A 15,951-nucleotide genomic window follows, 5' to 3' on the forward strand; every position below is an offset into this window, starting at 1 on the left:
GTTTTAATTGGAGGTTATTTGGTTTAGTAAAACAGGCAGCCAAATCCCATCCGGCTACCTGTTTTGTGTTTTAATTTCTAACGGTATGCCACCTCGTTCCAGCGCAATTCGTTACGGAACTGGGCTATGTTAGTATCCTTGCCTATGCGCAAAAATTCAATGCCTGCCATATCAGCAAAATCCTGCAGATGCTCGGCTGTTAAATTCTGGCTGTAGGCGGTATGGTGAGCGCCACCAGCGTAGATCCATGCTGCGCAGCCGGTTTTCATATCGGGCAGTGGCTTCCATAGTACGCGTGCTACCGGTAGGTTTGGCAGGTCGTTTTGCGGCTCAACGGCTTCTACTTCGTTTATCAGCAAACGGAAACGATTACCCATATCTATCAGCGATGCATTTAGGGCATTGCCTCCGGCCACGTTAAATACCAAACGCGCAGGGTCGGCTTTACCGCCAATACCCAGCGGGTGTACTTCTAAAGAAGCCTTGCCATTCGCTAAAGAAGAGTCTATCTCCAGCATGTGCGAACCCAAAACCAATTCATTGCTCGGGTCGAAGTGGTAGGTGTAATCTTCCATAAAGGCGTTACCACCTGCAAGGCCGCTGCCCATTACTTTAAATGCACGCACAAGCGCGGCAGTTTTCCAATCGCCTTCGCCTGCAAAGCCATAACCGGCTTCCATTAAACGCTGCGAGGCAATGCCCGGCAATTGTACCATGCCGTGCAGATCCTCGAACGTATCGCTAAAGCCTTTAAAGCCACCGTCTTCTAAAAATTTACGCAGGCCCAGTTCAATTTTAGCGGCCTCGTAAACAGATGAATAGCCAGCTCCGCCTTTTTTAAGCGAAGCGTCCATGGTATAAGTTGCTTCGTACAGGTCGGTTAATGTGGTCACCTCCGCTTCGCTGATGCTGTCGATCAAAGCAACCAGGTCGCCTATGCCGTAAGTGTTTACCGAAAAGCCAAACTTGGTTTCGGCCTCTACTTTGTCGCCATCGGTTACCGCTACAAAGCGCATGTTATCGCCAAAGCGCGCAAATTTTGCACCCTGCCAGTCGTACCAGCCTGCGGCGGCCCGTGCCCAGGCATCTATCTGGCCCAGCACTTCAGTATCTTGCCAGTGGCCAACTACTACTTTGCGGTTTTTGCGCAGGCGCGACACCATAAAGCCAAACTCGCGGTCGCCGTGGGCGCTTTGGTTCAGGTTCATGAAATCCATATCAATACTGCTCCACGGAATATCGCGGTTGTATTGTGTATGCAGGTGCAGCATTGGTTTTTGCAGAATATTGAGCCCGCGGATCCACATTTTAGCAGGGGAGAACGTGTGCATCCAGGTGATGATACCAATACAGTTTGGCGCAACGTTGGCCTCCTGCAGGGTTTGGTAGATCTCGTCGGTGCTTTTTACCACGGGTTTGTAAACCACACGTACAGGCATCTGCCCGGCGCTGTTTAAACCCTCTGCTATATGTTTGGAGTGTTCGGCTACCTGCTTTAAGGTTTCTTCTCCATATAAATTCTGGCTGCCGGTAATAAACCAAACTTCAAATGTTTTAAGATCGATCATTGTATATAATTAGTGATTGAGTGAATTAGCGAATGAGTTATTTTTGTATTGTTTATTTTATGGGTGTTACCCTCAGCAGCGTTGCGCCATGCAGGTTTACGTTTTGCTGATAGGCTTTTTTAAACAGGCCAAGGTCTTGCTTCTTCCACAGGTCGCGCACTTTTACTTTGCCTTTGAAGCCGATGGCTGCAAGATCTACCGTCATACTTTTATTTGCATCGCCTATATTGAACAGCGCCACATACAAATCCTTGCTGCCCTGTACGTGCGAATACCAAACCATCGCCCCATCTTTTTTGTAAAGCTGTTTTGGGTTTTCGCCGTTTTGGTTTGCGCCGAGCACCTCGGCATTGGTAAATAATTTCAGTTCCAGCTCACGGTTTTCGGGCAGGTTGCCGCCTATCATTAGCGGCGAGCGGTAAATACTCCAGAACGTCATGTGCGTGTATTGTTCATCTTCGGTAAAGCGGCTGTAGCGTTCGTTGCCAACCGGGCCGCGTTTAGATAGTTTGCCAATCTGTATCATGTCTGCATCCGGCCAATGGCCCGGGCCGCCAATGCCTTCCCAGCTTTTGGCGTAATCAAACATGTGCAGTATCTCTTTCCAGTTGTCCCAAAAATCATCGGCCATGCGCCACATGTTGGCGTATTTGGTAGCGTGGGCCGCCTGGGCGACCGGCGTTTCGCCCGGCGAAAGGCTAAGCACCATTGGTCGGCCACTGTTTTGAATAGCTTTTTGATAGCCCTCTACCTCTGCGTTGCTATAGGGGCGGGACAGGTCATCAACCTTTATAAAATCTACACCCCAGCTGGCGTACATCTCCAATATAGAATTCAGGTACTCCTGTGCGCCGGCCTTGCTCATGTTGAGGCCATACATGTGGTTCATCCAGGGGCATTTAGAATTGGTATCTGCAACCATATCCGCAGTAATACCGTTGGTTCCTTTTACCGGCGATTTGCTCCATACCGCCTGCCTTGGAATCCCACGCATTACGTGGATGCCAAACTTTAAACCTTTGCCATGCACATAATCCGATAATGATTTAAAGCCTTTCCCATCAAGCGCCGAAGGGAACTTATTAGGTTGGGGCATCAAACGGCCCCATTTATCCATAGTAAGCCACGGTACATAAGAGCCATCCCCCAAACGCATCTGGAAAGGGTTGCCTATGTTGCTGCCGGGAGGGTTATCGTAGCTCCATAAAAAATCTACCACAATATATTCCCAGCCAAAGGGTTTTAGCTTTTCGGCCATGTAATCGGTATTGGCCTTTACCTCGTCCTCATGCACGGCCGATCCAAAACAATTGTAGCTATTCCAGCCCATTGGTGGGGTACCAGCAATTTTATTTTGTGCCGATGCGCCGGCACCGATGAGCATACTTGCAATAATGATGGCGTAACGTAATTTCATTTCTTATCTGTCGTATTTAAAATCTCAGGTCTCAAATCTCAAATATGTCTATTGCCCGTAATACGAATCCGGCCCATGCTTTCTTTCGAAATGTTTTTTTATCAGCGCGTCCTTCAGGCGCGGGGCGTTGGCGTTTATCTGTTCGGTGAGAAGGGCCATTTGGGCGACACTCTCCAAAACGGCGCTGTTGTAAACGGCTTTATCGGCAGTTTTACCCCAAGTGAACGGGGCGTGGTTGCCTACCAATACCATCTCCACTTCTTCGTAGCTTAACCCCAGTTCTGTAAAATGATCGATGATCTGGAAACCAGTTTGGTACTCGTAATCACCCTGGATCATCTCATCGCTCATGGGCGGCGCGCAGGGGATATCGGCGGTAAGGTGGTCGGCATGCGTAGTGCCAAAAATGGGGATACACCTTTGCGACTGCGCCCAAGCCGTTGCGTAGGTAGAATGCGTGTGCACAATCCCGCCAATTTTTGGCCAGTTCTTATACAAAACCGCATGGGTTTTAGTATCAGAAGATGGGCGGTGGCTGCCTTCAACGGTGTTGCCGTCAAAATCTACAATTACCATCTTCTCCGGCGATAATTCCTCGTAAGGCACACCGCTGGGTTTAATAGCAAATACGCCCAGATCATGGTCGGCAGCGCTTACGTTGCCAAAGGTGAACAGCACCAGCCCAAGTTTAGGCAGCTGCATATTTGCCTCATAAGCCTTTTGTTTAATATGTTGATACTGGCTCATGCTTAAGCGTTTTGAAGTTGCGTGCTTGTTTTTAAAGCTGTTTGCTGCGCGATATAGCTGCCCAGGGTTTTGTATTGCTGGTAGCGTTTTTCGTAAACGGCATTTAATTCGGCGTTTGGCTCATAGCTAACATCAAAGCCCCTACCCATGGCTTGCATGGCAGCTTCCACATTCGGATAAATACCCGCGACAACCGCTGCAAACATAGCCGCGCCTAAGGCACAGGTATGTTTAAACTGATGGATTCGGATAGGCATTCCCAAAATGTCCGACATCATTTGCATTACAAAAGGTGATTTTTTGGCCACCCCGCCAATACCAATGATCCCTTTAACCGGGATCCCTTCGCTGATAAAGCGCTCCACAATACTTTTGGCACCGAAACAGGTAGCCTCTGCCAGCGCACGGAAAACGCGCGGGGCATCGCTTCCCAAATTCAGCCCGCTGATAACACCTTTTAATGCCTGGTTAGCATCCGGCGTGCGGCGGCCGTTAAACCAGTCTATCGCCAGTTCGTTGGTTTCTTCTATAGGTAAAAGAGCGGCCTGCCGGCTCAACTCTGGTATTATCAATTCAGAAAGTTCTTCTTTCAAAGCTTCAGCGGTAGCAGCATCAATAAGGGTAGATTGTGATAGCAGATTATTAACCGGCCAGTTCACCAGGTTTTTAAACCAGGCGTAGGTATCGCCAAAGGCAGATTGTCCTGCTTCTAAACCGGCCATCCCGGGGATCACCGATCCGTTTACTTGCCCGCAGATGCCTTTAACCAGTTTGCCATCTATCTCGGCAGAAGGCGCTACTAAAATATCGCAGGTAGAGGTGCCCATTACTTTACTTAAAAAGTAAGGTTCTATCTGCCCGCCAACCGCGCCCATGTGCGCGTCGAAAGCGCCGGTGCCTATTACTACATCGGTAGACAGGCCTAAGCGTTGGGCCCATTCCGCGCTTAAATTGCCTGCGGCAACATCTGCGGTATAAGTTTCGGTATATAGTTTTGAGGTGATACCTGTCAAAAGCTGATCGAGCGAACTGAAGAAATTATCCGGCGGTAAGCCACCAAATTCTTCGGCCCAAAGCGCTTTGTGCCCTGCCGAGCAGCGGCCGCGTTTAATATCGGCTACATTTGTTCCGCCGGTTAGCAGGAATGGCACCCAGTCGCAATGCTCTACCCAGGAGTGCAATGCGTTTGCAACAGCGCTATCTACCCGTACTACGTGAAGTAATTTAGCCCAGAACCATTCCGAAGAATAAATTCCGCCTACATATTTAAGATAGTTGGGTTCAAAGTTTTCGGCATGGGCATTTATTTCTTCGGCTTCTTTAATGCCGGTATGGTCTTTCCACAAAACAAACATGGCGTTTGGGTTTGTTTGGAACTGCGGCAACAGCGCAAGCGGCGTGCCTGTGGCATCAACCGCGACAGGGGTAGAGCCGGTAGTATCTACCGAGATTCCCTTGATATTCTGCGCGATAGCTTCGCCGCCGGCAATTTTGATACAATCTTTAATGGTAGTTTCCAGCCCTTCTATATAATCTAAAGGGTGCTGCCTGAACTGGTTTTCTGAAGGTACACAATACAAACCATCGCGCCAGCGGGGATAATTAAACACCGAGGAGGCAATTTCCTGGCCGTTTGCTGCATTAACAATTACGGAGCGGACCGAATCCGACCCATAGTCGACCCCGATCACGTACTGATCCTTACTCATATTTAGTAGTATAATTGAGTGTCGAAATAACACTTATTTTTTTACAAAAAGAAATTTTTCAGAAAAAACATTTAATTTTTTTCTAACAAGCCGTCTGTTATTTAATTCTGAAGGGAATCCGGGTTAGGGATTATGTTTATAAATGCCTGGAAATTAGCATAATACTTCTGCATATTCAGTTGGTAGTAGTATGCGCCGCGTTTAGAACCGGCTTTATCTTTATCAGTTAGTTTGATGAGCAGGCCGGTAGCCAAAACGCGTTTGCTGAAGTTGCGTTTATCAATACTGGTGTTAAAAACACTCTCGTAAAGGGTTTGCAGTTGCGGTAAAGTAAAGCGGGAGGGAAGCAGCTCGAACAAAATGGGGTGCAGCGCGGCCTTGTAGCGGATGCTTTTTTTAGCCAGCTCTACCATTTCCTGGTGATCGAAAATAAGCTTGGGTATGCGTTTCAGGGGCACCCATTCGGCATGAAAATCAGTACTTATTTGTTTCTCGTACTTGTGTATATCTACCAGCGCGAAGTAACTTACTGATATTGTGCGCTCTATCGGGTCGCGGTTTGTTTCGCCGAAGGAGTACATCTGTTCGAGGTAAACACCCTCTAAACCAGTGAGTTGCTTTAATATGCGATTGGCGGCCTGGTCAAGGCTTTCACTCGCCTGCACGAAGCCACCCATCAGGCTCCATTTATCCTTCTCGGGATTAAAGCTGCGTTTAATAAGCAGCAGTTTTAAAGTTTCTCCGTCAAAACCAAAAACAATACAATCTACCGCTATTAAAAACCTGCTTTGTTTAGAATATTTGGTCATGCTTGTACTGGGTGGTTGTGTAATTGTTGGCGGCAAATATAGTTTACGGGAGTTGAAAAAAAATAATTTATTTATTTAATGTTAAGAAATCCCTCTTTTTTGGCTATAAAAACCAATAACAATAGTGTAAAAATAACACCAATAATTTGAAAATATTTTAAGTGTTTATTTCACAATTAATAAAATTAAATTTTACCTTCGATTTTAAATACACGCGGAAAACGGGAGAAAAGCGAAGAAAACCGCAGGCAACAGCCCGGAAGCACTTTGCGAAAATCGGCGTTTATTTGCGAGAAATACCAATTATAACTTCAAAAAAGGGCTAAAAACGCGATATTTTTTAGCCAAAATTTCAGAAATTATTAATTATGAGAGCAAAAAATAACACCCTTGTTTTGTTAAGCGGTTGCGCTTTAGTTTTATTAGCCGCGTGCAAAGGCCCGGCTACAGGTACCGGCGATGGTAAGGATACCTTAGCTGCTAAGGCGGTTACAGAAAACCTCAACCCAAAGAATTTTGAAGCGGTTATCAATGGCAAAAACACCAAACTTTATACCCTAACCAATAAAAGCGGCGCAAGCGTAAGCATTACCAATTACGGTGGCAGGGTGGTTAGCCTGATGGTGCCCGATAAAGCCGGCAAACTGGTTGACGTAGTGCTTGGCTATAATAGCGTGCAAACCTATCAAAAAAAAGGGGAGCCTTATTTTGGCGCTATCATTGGCCGCTATGGTAACCGCATTGCAAAAGGTAAATTTACGGTAGGCGGCAAAACATACCAGGCTGATGTTAACGATGGCTTTAATACCCTGCACGGCGGGCGTAAAGGTTTTTTTGGGCAAGTGTTTGATGCCGAACAAAGCGGGCAAACGCTAAACCTTACCTACACCTCTCCCGATGGTGAAGGTGGCTACCCCGGTAAGTTAACGGTTAAGGTTACCTATACACTTACCGATGATAATGCTTTAAAAATAGATTATACCGCCAATACCGATAAAGAAACCATTGTAAACTTAACCAACCACGCTTATTTTAACCTGAACGGGGCGGGCGACAGCACCATCCTTAACAACACCCTGAAGATAACTGCCGATGGCTTCATCCCGGTGGATACCACGCTGATCCCAACGGGTAAAATTCAACCGGTTAAGGGCACGCCTTTCGATTTTACCACGGCAAAAGCCATTGGTAAAGATATTGGTACAACAGATGAACAGTTAAAGAACGGCAAGGGCTACGACCATAATTTTGTGCTAAACAAAAACGACGGCAGCAACCCCATTGCCATAGCAAATAGCCCGGTAACAGGTATTACCATGGAGGTTTACACGGTTGAACCCGGCTTGCAATTTTACAGCGGTAACTTTTTAACCGGTGCCACACACGATGGTAAGGGTGGGAAAGCATACGTTCTGCGCTCGGCATTTTGCCTGGAAACGCAGTATTTCCCCGATTCGCCAAACCAGCCGGCGTTCCCTTCAACCGTGTTGAAACCGGGGCAAACTTACCATACAAGCAGCACCTACAAGTTTTTAAATAAATAATAAGCGCCACAGCCTTATGGCATTGTATTATAACCCCATGATTATAAAAAGAGCATTTTTTACAGCCTGTGCCATGGCGGCCTTAGCAACGGCGCAGGCGCAAACACCAAAGGTTTACACCATTGAAGCGGATAAAGTAAAGGCGCATGTCGAGCCAACCATGTACGGTATCTTTTTCGAGGATATTAACCTTGCGGCAGATGGCGGCGTGTATGCCGAACTGGTGAAGAACCGTTCGTTCGAATTCGACAGCCATTTGGCGGGCTGGAAAGAGCAGCAGAAAAATGGCGGTAAAGGCAGTGTAGCGGTTATTGACCGTACCGCCGAGCGCCCCGAGAACGCGCATACCATAAAAGTAAATGTGGAAAGCAGCACCGGTTCCTTCGGCTTATCTAACGAGGGTTTCCGCGGGATGGGGATAAAAAAAGGGGAGGGCTACAGTTTTACGGTTACCGCCCGCAAACCCGCAGGCAGCCTGGTTAAGTTGATTGTAGAACTGCATAATGCCAAAGGGACGGTTATTGGTACAGGTACCTTAACGCCAACATCTGCAGATTGGAAAAAGTATAACGTAAAATTTACCGCCACCGCTACCGAAAACAAGGCCTCGCTATATGTTTGGCTAAAGGGTAAGGGTTCGGTAGACCTGGATATGGTATCGCTGTTTCCACAGCACACCTGGAAAAATCGCCCCGCTGGCCTGCGTGCCGACCTGGTACAAAAACTCGCCGATATGAAGCCCGGTTTCCTAAGGTTCCCCGGCGGATGTATTGTAGAAGGCCGCGACCTGGTGAACCGTTACCAATGGAAAAAGAGTATTGGCGATATTGATAAACGCGAAAATATTATCAACCGCTGGAACACGGAGTTTAAGCACCGCCCTACGCCCGATTATTATCAAACCTTTGGCCTGGGCTTTATGGAGTATTTTATGACAGCCGAGGACATTGGCGCATCGCCGCTGCCTATACTGAATTGCGGGATGGCCTGCCAGTTTAACACCGGGCAACTGGTGCCGATTGATCAGCTGGACCCTTACGTGCAGGATGCTTTGGACCTGGTTGAATTTGCCAACGGCGGCCCGGAGACCAAATGGGGCAAGCTGCGTGCAGACCTTGGCCACCCAAAACCATTTAACCTTAAAATGCTGGGCGTTGGTAACGAACAATGGGGTGAGCAATACATCGAACGCTGGAAAATTTTCACCAAAGCGATAAAAGATAAATACCCGTACATCAAAATCATATCGAGCGTTGGGCCTTATGCAGAAGGCGAAGAGTTTAACAGGCTGGATAAATTTTTCCGTGGGATGAACGCCGATATTTTGGATGAGCATTACTACAAAGCCCCTAAATGGTTTTTAGATAACGCCAAACGCTATGATAATTACGACCGTAAAGGCCCTAAGATCTTCGCCGGCGAATACGCCGCGCAAAGTGTAGCCACCGGCAGCCCCGATAATAAAAATAACTGGGAGTGCGCGTTGGCCGAAGCCGCTTTTATGACCGGCCTGGAACGTAACGCCGATGTGGTGAACATGGCGTCCTACGCGCCGCTTTTTGCCCATGTGGATGGCTGGCAATGGACGCCCGATCTGATTTGGTTTGATAACCTGCGCTCGTACGCTACGCCGGATTATTATGTGCAACAACTATACTCGCTCAATAAAGGTACAGATGTGGTGCCGCTGTTAAACAATGGCGAAATGGTAAGCGGCGAGGAAGGTGCTTACGCTACCGCCAGCATCGATAAAAAAAACAAAGAGCTGATCATCAAATTTGTGAACACCACTGATAAGGCAAAGCCGGTTACTTTCAATATCGAGAGCGCGGCTGCCTATCAAAAAACGGCTACGGTAACCACACTTGGTAACTATAAAAAGGATGCAGTAAACTCATTAGATGCACCGAAAGCGGTAGCCCCGGTAAAAAGCACGACGGTTGTGAGCGGTAAATTGGTTAAGGTTACTGTGGAGCCTGCCACGTTTAAAGTTATCAGGCTGAAAATGATTTAAGTGCTGGCTAACACGGCACATTTTAGCTCCCACCGGGAGGGCTATAGCCCGTTAGAAGACAGCGTTTATTGAATTTCTTTACGGTTTCACAATAAAAGATTTAGGATTTACAGTGACACTATAAATGGAAAAATATGTTAACCCTATAGTTTTTTATACTGTTGATTATGAGGCATTTAAAAAATATTTTTTGAAATTGTGTTAACTTTTGTTAACCCTAATTCCCAATTGAAGCGATTTATAGAAGCGTTTGCAAATCGGATATGTTGCCTTTTAATGGGCTATATTCCTCCGGGGGCGCGCCGGCGAGGGTAGTGGCAGGGGCGGGTTCGCCGCCATGTTGACTAACACACCCCTGCACCCCTCTCAAGAGGGGAATCGCACGAAGCCCCTGCTTTTAAAGTAGGACATTTTTTATCTCCCCTCTCGAGAGGGGGCGCGCCGATGTGTGTAATGGCAGGGGTGTGTTCGCCGCCATGTTGACTAACACATCGGATAGTTAAGTATTACAAACAGGTTATTCAAATATCTAATGTTTAAAAAGCTATTGTTAACCGCCTTCACGCTATTCCTGGGCTTCCACATACAGGCCCAGCAATTGAAGACGGATATTTCCGTACACGACCCGGTAATTATTAAACAGGATAGCGTTTATTACATTTTTTGCACCGGGATGGGGATCAGCAATTGGTCGAGCACTGATAAGGTGCATTGGAAACGCGAAAAGCAAATATTTGCAGCCGCGCCGCAATGGGTGCTGGATTTTTTGCCGGCGTTTACCAACCACATCTGGGCGCCCTATATTTCGTACTATAACGGCACCTATTACCTGTTCTACTCGGTGTCTGCCTTCGGGAAGAACACCTCGGCTATCGGGCTGGCCACCAACACTACGCTGCATCCCAATAGCCCCGCTTATAAATGGGTAGATCATGGGCAGATCATCCGGTCTACCCCAGATCGAACCAACTGGAACGCCATCGACCCAAACTTAATTACCGATGATAAAGGCACACCGTACCTCGCGTTCGGCTCTTTTTGGGACGGGCTGAAACTGATTAAGCTGAAGAAAGACAGGCTGAGCGTTGCCGACGATCTTACAGCGATCCCCACCATAGCCACCCGGAAAAAAGCCCCATCGGCAGAAAATCCGCCATCGGCAGAGGGTAACCCGGTTGATGCCGGCGGCAACGCCATTGAAGCGCCATTTATGTTTAAGCACGATAAATATTACTACCTGTTCGCATCCATAGATTATTGCTGCAAAGGGCCGAAGAGTACCTATAAGATGATCATCGGCCGTGCTAAAAATATCAAAGGCCCTTTCCTGGATAAGGCTGGCATCGCCATGAACAAAGGCGGCGGGAGTATTTTGCTGGAAGGAGATAAGGATTGGTACGGGGTAGGGCACAATGGTGTAAGTACGTTTGATGGTGCCGACTATATTGCGTTCCACGGATATGACGCTGCGGATAAAGGCATCTCCAAGCTTCGCCTAAATAAATTGAATTGGGTAGACGGCTGGCCGGAAATAGATAAAAATGAATTGACAACCAAGAAATAACAATATGCTCAACAAAAAATACTTATTCGCTTTAGCCGCCTGCTGCCTTTTTAGTGTGGCGAATGCGCAGGATACCGTTTTCCGTGCCGAAGGTAACCCCTTCATCCGGCATAAGTTCACTGCAGACCCTGCCGCAATGGTGTACAATGGCAAAGTGTACTTGTACACTGGGGTGGACGAAGCGCCAACCGGCAAAAGTAATTATGTAATGCACCATTGGGCAAGCTTTACCACTACCGATATGAACACCTGGACGGAGCACCCATCGCCCTTGAATGTGAAAGAATTTAGCTGGGCAAAGGCCGACGCGTGGGCATCGCAGGTGATAGAACGCGATGGCAAATTTTATTGGTATGTAGCCGTAGAGCACGCCACTATACCCGGTAAGGCGATAGGGGTGGCCGTTGCCGATAACCCGTTAGGCCCGTTTAAAGATGCACGCGGCAGCGCCATTATCACCAACGATATGACCAAAGCCGTGAAGCATTCTTGGGACGATATAGACCCATCCGTTATCATCGACAATGACGGGCAGGCCTACCTGTTTTGGGGTAACGGCATTTGCTATTACGCCAAACTAAAAGCCAATATGACTGAGCTGGACGGCCCCATCCAAACCATCACCCTGCCGCATTTTACCGAAGCCCCGTGGATCCATTTCCGCAATGGCTGGTATTACCTGTCATACGCTTATGAGTTCCCCGAAAAAATAGCCTATGCCATGAGCCGCAGCATTAATGGCCCCTGGGTGTACAAAGGCATTATAAACGAGTTGGCAGGTAATTCCAATACCAACCACCAGGCCATTATTGATTTTAAGGGGAAGAGTTATTTTATTTATCATACCGGCGCGCTGGCGGCAGATGCAGGGAGTTTTCATCGCTCGGTTTGTGTAGATAACCTGTATTATAATAAAGATGGCAGCATCAAGCGCGTGGTGATGACCAGTGAAGGGGTAAAGAAAATCACTAAATAACAAAAACGGCCACCGGTTTTATCGGTGGCCGCTTTGTTTCACTATAAATTTGTTATTCAAACTCTTCGTCCTCGTCTTCTTCTTCGGGTACATAGTTGGTAATGGCCTGCCCAATTTGGTTGGTTTCGGGGTCGTTATCAAACATGGGCATCTCGGTTTCGGAGTTGAGCTTTAGCCAAATGTTTTCGGTGTCTTTTTCTATCTTGCCAAATTCCACCCCGGCTTTAAAAATGGTATAAACGTTATCCTCCTCGGGGAATACGGAATAAACTATTCCATTCACTAATATGTCAAATGGGTCTTGCATGGGTATTTATGTTTGTTGTATGCTGCAAAGCTACCAAAATAACAGTTCGCCTGTAATTCAATTCCCCGGTTATATCTGCGAGTAAGCCGTAGGTACCAGCAGGGTAGATGTTATCTTGTTCACCAGCAGGGCATCTGCATATTCAGGCACCGAACTTATTTTTTTCCATTGAGGGTCACCTCCAAAGGCTTTCCAGTGTGCGTCCTTGGCGGCCAGGTCATCAAAGGTTACCATGTAGGTAAGGTTGGGGCGCAGCGGACCGATGATGGTTTCGCCCCAAAATACGGGTTTAAAGCCCAGGCGTTTAAAAATGTCAATCTCGCCCTGGTCGTTAAACATTTCAATCTTCTTTTTACCGGCGGCTTCGCTGGCGCTCTGGTACTGGCGCAACTCAAATATCCTTGCGGTTTTTGGCGGAGCTTCCAATAACGGGCTATGCTTAAATGCCTTCATCAGCGAGCTTTCTATTCGTTCGTACGCGGGTGCCGAGGCAGGGGCATTGAGGTACGCGGCGCCTTGTTTTTTCAATTCGGCATCCTTGCCAATGTTATCGGCTATGTGGCTTAAATGAGCCAGTCCGTTATAAATGGTAAGTACGTAAATTTTGGTTTGCCCTTCGGGCTTTAGTTCGGTAAATACCCCTACGTGGCGTATGCCAATGCGATTGAGGGCGGGGATGGAGGCGTACTGAAAGTAATCCTCTACCAGTTTTTGCTGGGTATCGTTCTTTAGCGTATAGGTGCGCAATTCGTAGTAATCTGTACCATGATTGGGTGGGTTATCGGTATCGGCAGCTATGGCCGCGGCAGGTATTATGGCAGCAGCGGCACCACTTACCAGGGCCGACTTTACAAAAGAGCGTCTTTTCATACAGGGTTATTGTTTATAATTTGCCGGCAATATACGCTTTTAGCTAAAAAAACAGGGTGAAAAAACACCGGAAATAGGGTGCTTCTACCCTGTATCAGTATTGACGGTTTGCGTTACTTTACACCATGCAATTCGCGTTACACTACATGAGTTTATCAGAAAACCGGCACATCTCTTTTTACAAAGGCGGCGAAACCTTCCTGGTGCCCGCCCAAAGCGAGGTAGAACGTAAACAGGACAAAGTAAAGGTGCGCTTTCGGTTTCAGCAGGATAAACTACCTGCGGAAATAGACGAAGTGATAGCCGATAACGAGCAGGGATTTGTGCGCATGGTAACCTCCAAAGGCAAGGAATTTACCGCCGGCCCCCTTTTCGATCAGTTGTACGTTTGGTACGATTATATTGTAAAGCGCTGAGATTTATAGCTTAGTGCCCACAGCAGGGGTTTTGTATGAGCCCTCTGGTTTTTTTGTCGTAAAAAGCGCGTATTTATGGCGGCTTAGCCCCTTGCCGAGCGGGGTGCAATTTGGTATTATTGTAATAACCCTTTAGCCAAAATTACCATGAAAGTTGTACGTGTGCAATACACCACCCGGCCCGAATATGCGCCCATAAATGAGCAGAATATAGCTGCCGTTGTGGCCGAACTGAAAACCCTGAACCACCCCGGCATCAAGTATGGTGCCTGGCTGCTGCCCGATGGCAAAACCTTTATGCATTTCGACCAGTTGGAAAGCGAAGAGGCTCACCAAATCCTGCAGGAACTCGCCTCCTTCAAAAAATTTGCTGACGAACTTTCGGCTAGCGGTCTGGAAGTGGAACCCAAGCTGGAGATACTGAATTTGGTGGCCAGTACGGAGGCCTATTATTAAAAGAAGGGTTTGAAAAGCAATTGCAGTGGTGCTTAGGCAACGGTAGCCCCGCTTTTCCTCCAAGCCGCTGATAGACGCGGGCTTTCCGTACAATCGGGTTTAGTGGGGGTGAGGGTTGTGGCGTTAAGGAAACTTCAAGGCTACCTCAAGCAGATCGCTGCCGCAAGCGTCCCCGGCTTGTTGCCCGCATGCAAAGCATACTGCATACAATTTCAAAAACCATTTTTCTTAAATCTTCCGTATAAATTTCATTTTGTAACTTTATAGGCCTGCCCATAATTGCAGGTAATAATAACAGGTATATGGATAACACGAGGGTTTACAAAATGAGTTTCGCGGGTGTTTATCCGCTTTATGTGAATAAAGTGGAGCGGAAAGGCCGAACAAAGGCAGAGGTGGATGAAATTATATTTTGGCTCACCGGGTATAACGATGAATCGCTGCAGCAGCTTATCAGCGATAGACCAGATTTTGAAACCTTTTTTGCCGAAGCGCCGAAAATGAACACGAATGTTGGAAAAATTACAGGCGTAATTTGCGGTTACCGTGTGGAGAATATTGAAGACCCGGTGATGCAGAAGGTACGTTACCTGGATAAGTTGATTGAAGAATTGGCAAAAGGAAAAGCAATGGAGAAAATTTTAAGGAAGTAAGCGTACCAAACTTAAAGCCCATCCCACCTAAACCCCACAGCAGCGGATACCGGCCCGGCGCTTAATGCCCGCGCAGTATAAGCGTATGGCGGGGCTACCGCAACCTAAAAGCTTCTGCCCTTGCTTTTCAAAATACCCATTTACACCTTTCTATATCAAATTGTTTTTATCTTATAAAGATTTATATTTAAAACATAGTTAATTGTTGTTAGTTGTGATTAATACAAAAAACGAATTAATCAATATAAACTCAACTTAACAACAAATGGCACATTTAGAAGTAGAACCCAAAAAGTCGTCTCCATGGATCTGGATACTGCTGGCCCTGGTGGCCCTGGCGGTATTGTTTTTCTTGCTTAAAGGATGCGGCGGCTCAAAACAAGTAGCATCAACCGATAGTACCAGTACCGTAACGGGTGATACCACGAAAGCATTAGCGGCAACCGGCCCCGACTGGAGCACAGTTGACTTTAATTCGCCCCGCAGCACTGACAGCGACATTGGCGATACCAGCATCTATGTAAGCGCTACCGATAAGTACACCATTTACAGCCTTGGTAATAATATCCTGTTCGAAACGGATAAAAACACGCTTACCAGCAGCGCGGACGTCAAACTGAAGATGATTGTAGCATCGTTAAACAACAAGTTTAAAGGCGCAACCATTGGCGTTTACGGCAGTACGGATAGCAAAGGCGATGCCGCCCACAACAAACAACTGGGTACAGATCGCGCGAATGCAGTTAAAGACTGGCTGACCAAAAACGGGCTGGATGCCGATAAAGTTTCGGTACAGAGCTTAGGCGAAAACGAACCGGTTGCAAGCAATGCCACCGCAGGCGGCAGGCAGCAAAACAGGAATGTGGCAATAGTAGCATTCCCGGTTTCTAACTAATTATTA

Annotated in this window: 15 protein-coding genes; 8 read left to right on the forward strand and 7 right to left on the reverse strand. The window is 47.2% G+C overall.

The window, feature by feature from the left end; all coding sequences use genetic code 11:
• Positions 1-77: 77 nt before the first annotated feature.
• From araA to EPL05_RS21440, 5 genes are all read right to left on the reverse strand, one after another.
• Entirely contained in the window at positions 78-1,568 is a 1,491-nt protein-coding gene (gene araA, locus EPL05_RS21420) for an L-arabinose isomerase (protein WP_128536034.1), read from the reverse strand.
• 52 nt (positions 1,569-1,620) lie between these two features.
• On the reverse strand, positions 1,621-2,985 hold the full coding sequence (locus EPL05_RS21425) for a glycoside hydrolase family 27 protein (protein WP_208394807.1): 1,365 nt from the start codon (positions 2,983-2,985) through the stop codon (positions 1,621-1,623).
• A 48-nt stretch (positions 2,986-3,033) separates the two neighbouring features.
• Positions 3,034-3,732 carry an L-ribulose-5-phosphate 4-epimerase gene (locus EPL05_RS21430; RefSeq protein WP_128536035.1) on the reverse strand — a complete coding sequence of 233 codons (699 nt, stop codon included), beginning with the start codon at positions 3,730-3,732 and terminating at the stop codon, positions 3,034-3,036.
• Positions 3,733-3,734: 2 nt separating this feature from the next.
• On the reverse strand, positions 3,735-5,441 hold the full coding sequence (locus EPL05_RS21435) for a ribulokinase (RefSeq protein WP_128536036.1): 1,707 nt from the start codon (positions 5,439-5,441) through the stop codon (positions 3,735-3,737).
• 101 nt (positions 5,442-5,542) lie between these two features.
• The gene (locus tag EPL05_RS21440; protein WP_128536037.1) at positions 5,543-6,250 is read right to left on the reverse strand and encodes an NUDIX hydrolase; all 708 of its coding nucleotides are present in this window, start codon (positions 6,248-6,250) and stop codon (positions 5,543-5,545) included.
• 368 nt (positions 6,251-6,618) lie between these two features.
• Here EPL05_RS21440 and EPL05_RS21445 point away from each other — a divergent pair, with 368 nt between their 5' ends.
• From EPL05_RS21445 to EPL05_RS21460, 4 genes are all read left to right on the forward strand, one after another.
• Positions 6,619-7,794, forward strand: a complete 1,176-nt coding sequence (locus tag EPL05_RS21445) for an aldose epimerase family protein (RefSeq protein ID WP_128536038.1) — start codon at positions 6,619-6,621, stop codon at positions 7,792-7,794.
• Positions 7,795-7,831: 37 nt separating this feature from the next.
• On the forward strand, positions 7,832-9,808 hold the full coding sequence (locus EPL05_RS21450) for an alpha-L-arabinofuranosidase C-terminal domain-containing protein (RefSeq protein ID WP_243837344.1): 1,977 nt from the start codon (positions 7,832-7,834) through the stop codon (positions 9,806-9,808).
• A 532-nt stretch (positions 9,809-10,340) separates the two neighbouring features.
• Positions 10,341-11,372, forward strand: coding sequence for a family 43 glycosylhydrolase (locus tag EPL05_RS21455; RefSeq protein WP_128536039.1), 1,032 nt, complete (start codon positions 10,341-10,343; stop codon positions 11,370-11,372).
• A 4-nt stretch (positions 11,373-11,376) separates the two neighbouring features.
• A complete protein-coding gene (locus EPL05_RS21460) occupies positions 11,377-12,348 on the forward strand; it encodes a glycoside hydrolase family 43 protein (RefSeq protein ID WP_128536040.1) in 972 nt (323 codons plus the stop codon).
• Positions 12,349-12,400: 52 nt separating this feature from the next.
• On the opposite strand, the gene EPL05_RS21465 is transcribed toward EPL05_RS21460, so the two are convergent.
• Both EPL05_RS21465 and EPL05_RS21470 read right to left on the reverse strand, forming a co-directional pair.
• The gene (locus EPL05_RS21465; RefSeq protein ID WP_208394808.1) at positions 12,401-12,655 is read right to left on the reverse strand and encodes a hypothetical protein; all 255 of its coding nucleotides are present in this window, start codon (positions 12,653-12,655) and stop codon (positions 12,401-12,403) included.
• A gap of 69 nt (positions 12,656-12,724) precedes the next feature.
• Entirely contained in the window at positions 12,725-13,525 is an 801-nt protein-coding gene (locus EPL05_RS21470) for an NIPSNAP family protein (protein WP_128536042.1), read from the reverse strand.
• Positions 13,526-13,650: 125 nt separating this feature from the next.
• On the opposite strand from EPL05_RS21470, the gene EPL05_RS21475 reads away from it, so the two are divergent.
• The 4 genes from EPL05_RS21475 (at position 13,651) to EPL05_RS21490 (ending at position 15,945) form a co-directional block, all read left to right on the forward strand.
• A complete protein-coding gene (locus EPL05_RS21475) occupies positions 13,651-13,941 on the forward strand; it encodes a hypothetical protein (RefSeq protein ID WP_128536043.1) in 291 nt (96 codons plus the stop codon).
• Positions 13,942-14,088: 147 nt separating this feature from the next.
• On the forward strand, positions 14,089-14,397 hold the full coding sequence (locus tag EPL05_RS21480) for a hypothetical protein (protein WP_128536044.1): 309 nt from the start codon (positions 14,089-14,091) through the stop codon (positions 14,395-14,397).
• Between the two features lie 302 nt (positions 14,398-14,699).
• On the forward strand, positions 14,700-15,050 hold the full coding sequence (locus EPL05_RS21485; RefSeq protein WP_128536045.1) for a DUF2200 domain-containing protein: 351 nt from the start codon (positions 14,700-14,702) through the stop codon (positions 15,048-15,050).
• Between the two features lie 265 nt (positions 15,051-15,315).
• The gene (locus EPL05_RS21490; protein WP_128536046.1) at positions 15,316-15,945 is read left to right on the forward strand and encodes an OmpA family protein; all 630 of its coding nucleotides are present in this window, start codon (positions 15,316-15,318) and stop codon (positions 15,943-15,945) included.
• Positions 15,946-15,951: the final 6 nt, after the last annotated feature.

This window comes from Mucilaginibacter gilvus (genome assembly GCF_004054195.1).
In the GTDB taxonomy this organism is placed as follows: Bacteria; Bacteroidota; Bacteroidia; order Sphingobacteriales; family Sphingobacteriaceae; genus Mucilaginibacter; species Mucilaginibacter gilvus.

Excerpts from the sequence above, each read along its gene's own strand:
- EPL05_RS21480 (WP_128536044.1), top strand. The coding sequence starts at position 14,089 with ATGAAAGTTGTACGTGTGCAATACACCACCCGGCCCGAATATGCGCCC.
- EPL05_RS21425 (WP_208394807.1), bottom strand. The coding sequence starts at position 2,985 with ATGAAATTACGTTACGCCATCATTATTGCAAGTATGCTCATCGGTGCC.
- EPL05_RS21475 (WP_128536043.1), top strand. The coding sequence starts at position 13,651 with ATGCAATTCGCGTTACACTACATGAGTTTATCAGAAAACCGGCACATC.
- EPL05_RS21455 (WP_128536039.1), top strand. The coding sequence starts at position 10,341 with ATGTTTAAAAAGCTATTGTTAACCGCCTTCACGCTATTCCTGGGCTTC.
- EPL05_RS21465 (WP_208394808.1), bottom strand. The coding sequence starts at position 12,655 with ATGCAAGACCCATTTGACATATTAGTGAATGGAATAGTTTATTCCGTA.
- EPL05_RS21430 (WP_128536035.1), bottom strand. The coding sequence starts at position 3,732 with ATGAGCCAGTATCAACATATTAAACAAAAGGCTTATGAGGCAAATATG.
- EPL05_RS21440 (WP_128536037.1), bottom strand. The coding sequence starts at position 6,250 with ATGACCAAATATTCTAAACAAAGCAGGTTTTTAATAGCGGTAGATTGT.
- araA (WP_128536034.1), bottom strand. The coding sequence starts at position 1,568 with ATGATCGATCTTAAAACATTTGAAGTTTGGTTTATTACCGGCAGCCAG.
- EPL05_RS21435 (WP_128536036.1), bottom strand. The coding sequence starts at position 5,441 with ATGAGTAAGGATCAGTACGTGATCGGGGTCGACTATGGGTCGGATTCG.
- EPL05_RS21490 (WP_128536046.1), top strand. The coding sequence starts at position 15,316 with ATGGCACATTTAGAAGTAGAACCCAAAAAGTCGTCTCCATGGATCTGG.
- EPL05_RS21450 (WP_243837344.1), top strand. The coding sequence starts at position 7,832 with ATGATTATAAAAAGAGCATTTTTTACAGCCTGTGCCATGGCGGCCTTA.
- EPL05_RS21445 (WP_128536038.1), top strand. The coding sequence starts at position 6,619 with ATGAGAGCAAAAAATAACACCCTTGTTTTGTTAAGCGGTTGCGCTTTA.
- EPL05_RS21470 (WP_128536042.1), bottom strand. The coding sequence starts at position 13,525 with ATGAAAAGACGCTCTTTTGTAAAGTCGGCCCTGGTAAGTGGTGCCGCT.
- EPL05_RS21460 (WP_128536040.1), top strand. The coding sequence starts at position 11,377 with ATGCTCAACAAAAAATACTTATTCGCTTTAGCCGCCTGCTGCCTTTTT.
- EPL05_RS21485 (WP_128536045.1), top strand. The coding sequence starts at position 14,700 with ATGGATAACACGAGGGTTTACAAAATGAGTTTCGCGGGTGTTTATCCG.